Raw genomic sequence first — 11,141 nt, forward strand, 5'->3', positions numbered from 1 at the left:
GCCTCCCAGGACGCCTCCAGCAGCAGCCGCTGCTGCGGGTCCATGACCGTCGCCTCGCGCGGGGAGATGCCGAAGAACTCCGCGTCGAATTGGGTGGCGTTGTCGAGGAAGCCGCCTACGCGGGTGTAGGAGGTGCCTTGGTGGTCGGGGTCGTCGTGGTAGAGGGAGGCCAGGTCCCAGCCGCGGTCCTCGGGGAAGTCGGACATGGCGTCCGCGCCGTCGGCGAGGAAGCGCCACAGCTGTTCGGGGGATTCGACTCCGCCGGGGAAGCGGCAGCTCATGCCCACGATCACGATCGGGTCGTCGTCCACCGGCTGCCCGGCGGGTTCGCTCCGTACGGGGTTCGCGGCCGCGGCGCCGAGCAGCTCGGTCCGGACGTACCGGGCCAGCGCGATCGGGGTCGGGTGGTCGAAGACCGTCGTGGCCGGGAGCCGGAGGCCGCTCGCGGCGCCCAGCCGGTTGCGGAACTCGACGGCCGTCACGGAGTCGAAGCCGAGGTCCTTGAACGCGCGGTCGGCCTGTACGGCGTCCGGCGCGGAATGTCCGAGGACCACCGCCACGTACCGGCGGACCAGGTCCAGGAGGAGCCGGTCCTGCTCGGCCCTGTCGAGGCCGACCAGCCGCTCGACCAGCGCGGACCGGCCGGGAGCCACCTCGTCCCCGACCGTCCCCGCTCCCGCCTCGGCCAGCTGCCGTACTTCGGGCAGGTCGGTGAGGAGGGGGCTGGGGCGGGTCGCGGTGAAGGCGACGTAGTGGCGCTCCCAGTCGATGTCGGCGACCGTGACGACCGCGTCGCCCTGCTCGATCGCGGTGCGCAGGGAGGCGACGGCGAGGCCGGGGTCGAGCGCGGGGACGCCGTGGCGTCGGGCGACTTCGCCGGCTTCCGTTTCTCCCATGCCGCCGCCGGCCCACAGGCCCCAGGCCACGGAGGTGGCCACGAGGCCCTGTGCCCGGCGGTATTCCGCGAGTGCGTCCACGAACGCGTTGCCCGGCGCGTAATTGCCCTGACCGGGAGTGCCCACCGTCCCCGAGAGGGAGGAGAAGAGCACGAAGGCGGACAGGTCCATGTCGCGGGTGAGTTCGTGCAGGTTGACGGCGCCGTCGGCCTTGACGCGCAGCACGCGGTGGAGCTGTTCGGTGGTGAGTGAGTCGACGGTGGCGTCGTCCAGCAGGGCGGCCGTGTGGACGACCGCTGTGAGCGGGCCGATCTCGTCGATGAGGGTGGCGAGCTGGTCGCGGTCGGCGACGTCGCAGACGGCGACGGTCACCTTGGTGCCGGCCGCCTCGAGGTCGTGGACGAGCTCGGCCGCGCCGGGTGCGTCGATGCCCCGGCGGCTGGTGAGGACGAGGTGGTCGGCGCCCTGGGCGGCCAGCCATCGGGCGACGTGGCCGCCCAGGGCCCCGGTGCCGCCGGTGACGAGCACGGTCCCTGCGGCCTGCCAGGCGGGTGCCTCGGGGTTGAGGACGGGGGCGTGGGCGAGCCTGCGCCCGTAGGCGCCCGCCGCCCGGATCGCGACCTGGTCCTCACCCGTCGCACCGGACAGCACCCGGGCCAGCTGGGTGCGGGACCTGTCGTCCACACCCTCCGGCAGGTCGATCAGTCCACCCCAGCGCAGGGGCTGTTCGAGGGCGATGACCCGGCCGAGACCCCATACCAGGGCCTGCTCCGGCGCACCGACGACATCGGCGCTTCCGGTCGACATCGCCTGTTGGGTCACACCCCACAGGGGAGCCTCCACGCCGGCGTCACCGAGGGCCTGCGACAGCAGCACCGTCAAGGCGAAACCGACCGGCACGGACGCGAAGTCGGGATGCGGCCGGCGGTCGAGAGCCACCAGCGACACCACGCCGACGGCGTCCGCCGACTCCCGCAGGCGCTCGGCCAGCGCGGCGCGGTCCAGCTCGGGTTCGGCGAGGACGAGCAGTGACGGCTCGGCACCGTGGCCGGCCAGTGCCTCGGTCACGCCCGTGACCCACTCGTGCTCGACGTCGGCCTCGGAGACCACGACCAGCCACGAACCCGACAGGGCTGCGGTCTGGTTGCCGGTCAGCGGCTTCCAGTCGATGCGATACCGGAGCGACTCCTGCGCGGAGCGCTCGTTCCGCTGCCTGCGCCAGGCCGACAGCGCGGGCAGCAGCCCGCTCAGCTGCTCGCCGTCGAGCCCGAGGGCCGTCGCCAGCGACTCGACGTCCTCCCGCTCGACCGCCGCCCAGAATTCACTGTCCGCTTCCGCGAGCGGTGGCATGGCAGGAGTGCTCGGCTCGACCCAGAAACGTTCCCGCTGGAACGGATAGGTCGGCAGATCGACCCGGCGAGCGCCCGTTCCGGCGAATACCCGCGTCCAGTCGGTGGCCACACCGTGCACGGACAGCTCGGCCAGCGCGGTCAGGAACTGCGCCGGTCCGCCGTGGTCGCGGCGCAGGGAGCCGGTCGCCACGACACCCGTCCCGGCCGCGTCGGCGATGTCCTGCACCCCCGCCGCGAGAACGGGGTGCGGGCTCGCCTCGACGAACGCGGTGTGGCCGAGGGCGAGCAGGCTCTCGATGGTGCTCTGGAACTCGACGGTGTGGCGGAGGTTGCGGTACCAGTAGGCCGCGTCCAGTTCTGCCGTGTCGGTCAGATGTCCGGTGACGGTCGAGTAGAAGGGGACCTCGCCGGTGCGGGGCGAGACGGGCGCGAGTGCTTGCGCCAGTTCGGCTTCGATCTGCTCGACGTGGGCGGAGTGGGAGGCGTAGTCGACGGGGATGCGCTTGGCCTGCGGGAACTCCGCCAGGATCGCGTCCAGCACGTCGTTGTCGCCCGAGACGACCGTCGAGGCCGGCCCGTTGACAGCCGCGATCGACAGTCCGTCACGACCGCGCAGCTGGTGCGCGGGCAGGGGTACGGACACCATGCCGCCCTGACCCGACAGCGCCAGGAGAGCCTTGCTGCGCAGGGCGACGATCCGAGCGCCGTCCTCCAGCGAGAGCCCGCCCGCGACACACGCCGCCGCGATCTCGCCCTGGGAGTGGCCCACGACCGCTGCCGGAGTGACACCGTACGAGCGCCACAGCTCGGCGAGCGAGACCATGACGGCCCAAAGGGCGGGCTGGACGATGTCGACCCGACGCAGGGCGTCTTCGTCCGACAGCACGTCGAGGAGCGACCAGTCGACGAACGGGCTCAGCGCCTGGGCGCACTCCCGCATGCGTCCGGCGAACACCGGTGAGGACTCGATGAGTTCCAGCGCCATGCCGGTCCACTGGGACCCCTGACCGGGGAAGACGAACACGACGCCGGACGGGGACCCGGCCACGCCGGTCACCACGCCCGGGGCCGGCGCGCCGCCCGCCACCGCGTCCAGTCCGCGCAACAGGTCCTCGCGACCCGCGCCCACGACGACCGCGCGGTGTGACAGCGGGGAACGAGTCGACGCCAGCGACCATGCCACGTCCACCGGGTGCGGGTCCGCTCCGGCCTCCATGAAGGACCGCAGCCGTGCAGCCTGCGCGCGAAGACCCGCCTCGTCCTGGGCCGACACCACCCACGGCACGGCCGACGGCTCGGTGCGAGCCTCCTCGGGCTCGGCGACCACGGGTGCCTGCTCGAGGATGACGTGGGCGTTGGTGCCGCTCACGCCGAACGACGACACACCCGCGCGGCGGGCCTCGCCGGTCACCGGCCAGTCGGTCCGCTCGGTGAGCAGCTCGACGGAGCCGGTCGTCCAGTCGACGTGCGGGGTGGGCTCGTCGACGTGCAGGGTCCGGGGCAGCACTCCGTGCTGCATCGCCAGCACCATCTTGATGACACCGGCGACGCCGGCCGCGGCCTGGGTGTGCCCGATGTTCGACTTCACCGAGCCCAGCAGCAGCGGCCGGACCGTGTCCCGGTCCTGGCCGTACGTGGCCAGGAGCGCCTGGGCCTCGATGGGGTCACCCAGAGTCGTGCCCGTACCGTGCGCCTCGACGGCGTCCACGTCCTGCGGCGACAGGCCCGCGCCGGCCAGTGCCTGGCGGATGACCCGCTGCTGCGCGGGACCGTTCGGGGCCGTCAGACCGTTCGAGGCGCCGTCCTGGTTGACGGCGGAGCCGCGTACGACCGCCAGGACCCGGTGGCCGTTGCGCTCGGCGTCCGACAGCCGCTCCACCAGGAGCATGCCGACGCCCTCGCCCCAGCCCGTACCGTCCGCACCCGCCGCGAACGCCTTGCAGCGCCCGTCGGCGGACAGCGCGCCCTGGCGGGAGAACTCCGCGAACGCGGTGGGGGTGGCCATCACCGTGGCGCCACCGGCCAGCGCCAGGGTGCACTCGTCCGAACGGAGCGCCTGTACGGCCAGGTGCAGGGCGACGAGCGACGACGAACACGCGGTGTCCACGGTGATCGCCGGGCCTTCCAGGCCGAACGTGTAGGACACCCGGCCGGACACCACGCTCGCCGCGCTGCCGGTCGCCAGGTGGCCGTCGGCACGCTGAGGGGCGTTGCCGACCAGGGCACCGTAGTCCTGGCCGTTGGTACCGACGAACACCCCCGTACGGCTGCCCCGCACCGAGTCCGTGGAGATGCCCGCGCGCTCGAAGACCTCCCAGGCCGTTTCCAGCAGCAGTCGCTGCTGCGGGTCCATGGCGATGGCCTCGCGCGGCGAGATCCCGAAGAAGCCCGGGTCGAAGTCGGCGGCGTCGTAGAGGAAGCCACCGGCCCGCACCGGCACGCCGTCGGTCCCGTCGGCGATGCTCCAGCCGCGGTCCGAGGGGAAGGCCGACATGGCGTCCGTGCCCGAGTCGAGCAGGCGCCACAGTTCCTCGGGAGAGTCGACCCCGCCCGGGAAGCGGCAGCTCATGCCGACGATCACGATCGGGTCGTCGTCCACCGGAGCCGGCATTCCGGCCCCCGGGGCCGGGGAAGCGGCCGTCGCCTGTGATCCGAGAATCCCGTCCAGGAGGTACCTGGCAAGGAGTTCGGGTGTGGGGTAGTCGAAGACGACGGAGGCGGGTGTGCGCACTCCGGTCGCCGCGGTGAGCCGGTTGCGCAGCTCGACGGCGGTCAGCGAGTCGAAGCCGACCGACTGGAACGTGCGCGAGGTGTCGACCGCCGCCGGTGCGGCGTGGCCGAGGACCGCGGCGACCTGGCCGCGCACCAGCTGGAGGACCGTTCGCTCCTGCTCGACCGGAGGCAGGCCCCGCAGGCGGCCGGAGAACTCACCGGCCGTGTCGTCCGCCGACCGGAGGTGCCCCGCACCGAGGAGTGCGGTGAGGAGGGGGCCGGTCCGGGCCGCGGTGAAGCGGGAGCCGAACGACTCCCAGTCCACGTCCGCGACCAGCACCACGGCTTCGCTGTCGTCCAGCACACGCTGGAGTGCGGTGAGCGCCAGCGCGGGCGCCATGGCCCCCGCGTGCCCCGCTCCCATGCCCGTCCCGGCCCAGGCGCCCCAGGCGACCGAGGTGGCGGTCAGGCCCTGGGACCGGCGCTGTCGTGCCAGCCCGTCCAGTACGGCGTTCGCGGCCGCGTAGCTCGCCTGACCGGCGTTGCCCAGCGTCGCGGAGGCCGAGGAGAACAGCACGAACGCGTCCAGGTCGCGGTCACGGGTCAGCTCGTCCAGGTGCCGGGCGCCGTCGGCCTTCACGCGCATGACCTCGTGGACGCGCTCCGGGGTCAGCGACTCCAGCATGCCGTCGTCGAGGACGCCCGCGGCGTGTACGACGACCCGGAGGTCGGGGAGCGTGTCGAGCAGTGCGGCGACCGTGTCGCGGTCGGCCACGTCGCAGGCAGCGACCGTGACCTGGGTGCCCAGTGCCTCCAGTTCGGCGGCGAGTTCGGTCGCGCCCGGGGCGTCGGTGCCCCGGCGGCCGGTGAGCACGATGTGCTCGACGCCAGTGCCTGCCAGCCAGCGGGCGACATGGGTGCCCAACGCCCCCGTACCACCGGTCACCAGCGCGGCACCCCGGCCGCGCCACGCAGCGGGCTCGTGCGCTGCCGCAGCCGCACGGCTCAGGCGGCAGCCCCACACTCCCGTGGGCCGGATCGCGACCTGGTCCTCACCGGTCGCGCCGCTGAGCACCGCGCACAACGACGCCGCGACGCGCTCGTCCACCTGCGCGGGGAGATCGATCAGACCGCCCCAGCGGTCGGGGTGCTCCAGCGCGATCACCCGGCCGAGACCCCAGATCCCGGACTGGTCCGGGTCGACCGTTCCGTCGTCGTCGGCTACGGACACGGCGCCGCGGGTGACGCACCACAGGGGGGCGTCGATGCCCGCCGTGCCGAGGGCCTGGACCAGGGAGACCGTTTCGATGACGGGCAGAAGGGAGACCACACCCGCCACCGGGGCGTCGTCACCCAGGTCCTCGGGGGCCGTGACGACTCGGACGTCGGCTCCCACGGCCGACAACGCGGCAGCCACGTCGTCGCCCGCCTCGCCGACCACCCACCAGGTGCCGGGCAGCGGCGACTGCGCGGGAACGCCTGTGACGGGAGTCCAGTGCGTCCGGTACCGCCAGGAATCCACCAACGACTGTTCCTGCCGACGGCGGCGCCAGGACGACAGCGTGGGGAGTACGTCGCCGAACGGCCGGTCGGCGTCGATGCCGAGGGAGCCCAGGTCGCCACGCTCGACGGCGTCCCAGAACGCGGCGTCCACCGCGCTGGTGACGGGCTCGGCGTCGGCAGCCGGCTCCAGCCAGAAGTGCTCCTGCCGGAAGGCGTAGGTGGGGAGTTCGACGTGGCGTGCGCCGGGGAAGATCGTGGGCCAGTCGATGGTGAGGCCGCGGGTGTGGAGGGTGCCCAGTGCGGTGAGGAGGGTGGTTGCCTCGGGTCGGTTGGGGCGGAGGGCGGGTACGCCGTCGCCGTCGGCCAGTGACGTCAGGCTGCCGTCGGGGCCGAGTTCGAGGAAAGTTGTGGTGCCGAGGGTGCGGAGGGTGGTGAGGCCGTCGGCGAAGCGGACGGTCTCACGGAGGTGACGGACCCAGTATTCGGCGGTGAGCAGTTCGTCGCCCGCGACGGTGCCCGTGACGTTGGAGACGATGGGCAGGGTGGGGGAGTGGAACGCGACGGTGTTCAGCACGGTGGCGAAGTCGTCCAGCATCGCGTCCATCCGGTGCGAATGGAATGCATGACTGACCCACAGACGCCGGGTCTTGACCCCGCGAGAGGAGAGGATGTCGGCAACGCCCTCGACGGCCTCTGTGTCTCCGGAGATGACGGTGGATTCGGGGCCGTTGACGGCGGCGATGGTGACGCCGTCGGTGAGGAGGGGGAGCACGTCACCCTCGGGGGCGGCGACGGAGACCATGGCTCCGCCGACAGGCAGCGCCTGCATCAGACGGCCGCGTGCCGCGACCACGCGTGCGGCGTCTTCGAGTGACCAGACGCCTGCGATGTGGGCGGCGGCAAGCTCGCCGATCGAGTGGCCGAGGAGGTGGTCCGGCTTCACTCCCCACGAGGAGACGAGGCGGTAGAGCGAAACCTCGAGGGCGAAAAGGGCCGCCTGGGTGTAGAGGGTCTCGCCGAGCAGGTCGGCGTTGTCGCCCCAGACCACTTCGTGCAGGGGTCGGTCGAGGTGGCGGTCGAGCTCGGCGCAGACCTCGTCCCACGCCTGGGCGAAGACGGGGTAGGCGCTGTGCAGCTCGCGGCCCATGCTCAGTCGCTGGGAGCCCTGGCCCGTGAAGAGCACGCCCAGTCCACCGGCCACCGGAACACCGACAGTCAGCGATTCGAGGCCTGCGAGGAGCTCGTCGCGGTTCGTGCCCACGACCACCGCGCGATGCGACAGCGCCGCACGCGACGAGGCCAGCGACCAGCCCACGTCCGCCGGATCCAGCTCCGGGTTGTCGTTCACGAAGGACTTCAATCGGTCGGCCTGCGCCCGCAAGCCGTCCTCACCGGCGCCGGACAGGACCCACGGAATCGCCGGCAGTTCGCCCCGATCCGTCTCGGGCTCGGCCGCTGCCGACGGCTGCTCCAGGATCACGTGGGCGTTGGTGCCGCTCACGCCGAAGGACGACACGCCCGCACGTCGCGGAGCACCCGTCTCGGGCCAGTCGGTCTGCTCGGTGAGCAGTTCCACGGATCCCGTGGCCCAGTCGACGTGCGTCGACGGCTCGTCGACGTGGAGGGTCCGGGGCAGCACTCCGTGCTGCATCGCCATGACCATCTTGATGACACCGGCCACACCCGCGGCAGCCTGCGTGTGCCCGATGTTGGACTTCACCGAGCCGAGGAGCAGCGGCCGGTCCGTGTCCCGGTCCTGGCCGTACGTGGCCAGGAGCGCCTGGGCCTCGATGGGGTCGCCCAGCGTCGTACCCGTACCGTGCGCCTCCACCGCGTCGACATCCGCTGCCGTCAGACCGGCGTTCGCCAGCGCGGCACGGATGACCCGCTGCTGCGCGGGCCCGTTCGGGGCCGTCAAACCATTCGAGGCACCGTCCTGGTTCACGGCGGAGCCCCGCACCACGGCCAGGACCCGGTGTCCGTTCCGGACGGCGTCCGACAGCCGCTCCACGAGGAGCATGCCGACGCCCTCGGCCCAGCCCGTACCGTCCGCGGCCGCCGCGAACGACTTGCACCGGCCGTCGGCCGCGAGACCGCCCTGGCGCGAGAACTCCACGAACGCGGTCGGAGTGGCCATGATCGTGACGCCGCCGGCCAGGGCCAGCGAGCACTCCCCGGACCGCAGCGCCTGCACCGCCAGGTGCAGCGCGACCAGCGACGACGAGCACGCCGTGTCCACCGTCACCGCCGGACCTTCGAGCCCGAAGGTGTAGGACACCCGCCCGGAGATGACACTGCTCGAACTGCCGGTCAGGAAGTAACCCTCGGACGCCGCCGCGGCGCCGTAGCCCTGCGAGGACGCGCCCACGAACACGCCGGTCCGGCTGCCCCTGACCGAGGAGGCCGGGATACCTGCCCGCTCGAACGCCTCCCACGTGGTGTGCAGCAGCAGTCGCTGCTGCGGGTCCATCGCCGTCGCCTCGCGGGGCGAGATCCCGAAGAAGCCGGGGTCGAAGTCGCCCGCGCCGTACACGAAGCCGCCCACGCGGGCGTACGACGCGCCCGGCCGGCCGGTGGCCGGGTCGTGGAGGCCGCTCAGGTCCCAGCCGCGGTCCGTCGGGAAGGGCGATATGGCGTCGCCGTTGGAGTCGACCAGCCGCCACAGGTCCTCGGGCGACGCTACGCCGCCCGGATAGCGGCAGCTCATACCGACGATCACAATGGGGTCGTCGTCCGCCGGAGCCACTGCCGACGTGTCCGGCACGATCTCCTGCGGAGCGCCCAGCACCTCGCTGACCAGATACGCGGCCAGCGCCGACGGCGTCGGGTAGTCGAAGATGACCGTGGCCGGCGGGCGGATGCCGGTGGCGGTGGTCAGCCGGTTGCGGAGCTCGACCGCGGTCAAGGAGTCGAAGCCGATCTCCTGGAAGGTCCGCGCGGCATCGACCGCTTCGGGGCCCGGGTGCCCCAGCACCGCCGCCGCGGCGGTACGCACCAGCTCCACGGCCGCGCGGCTCCGCTCTGCCTCGGACAGGCCACGGAGGCGGAGCGCGAACTCGCCGGCCGGTGCCGCCAGCTCGGCGGTGTCCGTCAGCAGCTCGCTCAGCAGCGGGCTCGGACGCAGGGCCGTGAACCGCGGCCCGAAGCGTGCCCAGTCCACGTCCGCGACCACGACGGCCGTCTCGTCGCCGTGCAGCGCCTGCCGCAGCGCGGTGACCGCCAGGTCGGGCGCCATGCCCAGGAGCCCGTGCCCTGCGAGGAGGTCCGCGCCCTCGGCGGCCATGCCGCCGCCGGCCCACATGCCCCACGCCACCGACGTCGCCACGCGGCCGTCGGCCCGCCGACGATGCGCCAGTCCGTCCAGGAACGCGTTGGCCGCGGCGTACGCCGACTGGCTGCCGCTACCCCACACGCCGGCGATCGACGAGAACAGGACGAACGCGTCCAGATCCACCTCGCGCGTCAGCTCGTCGAGATGGATCGCGCCCGCGACCTTCGCCCGCATGCCGGCCTCGAACTCGCCGGCGGTCACGCCGTCCACCGCGCCCCAGCTGGGCACCCCGGCGGCATGCACGACCACACGCAGATCCGGGATCGTGCCGAGCAGTGCGGCGACCGCGTCCCGGTCCGCCACGTCACACGCGACTACCCGGGCCCGGGCGCCGAGCGCCTCAAGTTCCGCGACCAGTTCGGTCGCGCCCGGGGCGTCGGTGCCCCGGCGGCCGGTGAGCACGATGTGCTCGACGCCGGTGCCCGCCAGCCAGCGGGCGACATGACCGCCCAGTGCGCCCGTCCCGCCCGTGACGAGTGCGGTTCCGGCAGTACGCCAGGCCACGGGCGCACTGCCGGCCGAAGCCGCACGCCGCAGCCGGCCCGCCCATACCTGGGCGCCACGGATGGCGACCTGGTCCTCGCCGGTGGCACCGCCGAGGACCAGGGCCAGCAGCTGCCCGGCGCGCTCGTCCGGCTCGCCGGGCAGGTCGATCAGACCGCCCCAGCGGTCCGGCCGCTCCAGGCCGATCACCCGGCCGAGACCCCAGATCGCGGACTGGTGAGGATCCACCACATCGCCGTCGGCCACGGACACGGCGCCGCGGGTGACGCACCACAGGGGGGCGTCGATGCCCGCCGTGCCGAGGGCCTGGACGAGGGAGACCGTTTCGATGACGGGCAGAAGGGAGACCACACCCGCCGACGGGGCGTCGTCGCCGCCGTCCAGCTCCGCGACCGTCGTAACGCGCACATCGGCGCCGGCGGTGCGCAGCGCGGTGACGACCATGTCGGCGTCGCCCGTCCTGCCGCCCGGCTCGACCACGATCAGCCAGGAACCGGTCGGCTTCGGTTCGGAAGACACCCCGGTGACAGGGGTCCAGGCGAACCGGTACCGCCAGGAGTCGACGACCGACTGGTCCTGCCAGGCCCGCCGCCACGACGACAGCGCCGGCAGCACCTCGTTCATGGGCCGGTCGGCGTCGATGCCCAGCGCCTCCACGTCGCCGCGCTCGACCGCGTCCCAGAACGCGGCGTCCACAGCGCTCGTGGCGGACTCGACGGAGGCAGCGGACTCCAGCCAGAAACGTTCCCGCTGGAAGGCGTAGGTGGGGAGTTCGATGCGGTGTGCGCCGGGGAAGAGCGTGGGCCAGTCGATGGTGAGGCCGCGGGTGTGGAGGGTGCCGAG

1 protein-coding gene (only partly in view) is annotated in these 11,141 nt (G+C 73.1%); it reads right to left on the bottom strand.

Annotated elements, in window-relative coordinates; genetic code table 11:
• Positions 1-10,994, bottom strand: the beginning of a protein-coding gene (locus AB0G59_RS06410) for a type I polyketide synthase (protein ID WP_360908596.1). Its footprint begins 17,746 nt before the window's first position; only the first 10,994 of its 28,740 coding nucleotides appear in the window; the start codon lies at positions 10,992-10,994; the stop codon falls past the left edge of the window.
• Positions 10,995-11,141 lie beyond the last annotated feature (147 nt).

This window comes from Streptomyces sp. NPDC021096, from assembly GCF_040641275.1.
Taxonomy (GTDB): domain Bacteria; phylum Actinomycetota; class Actinomycetes; order Streptomycetales; family Streptomycetaceae; genus Streptomyces.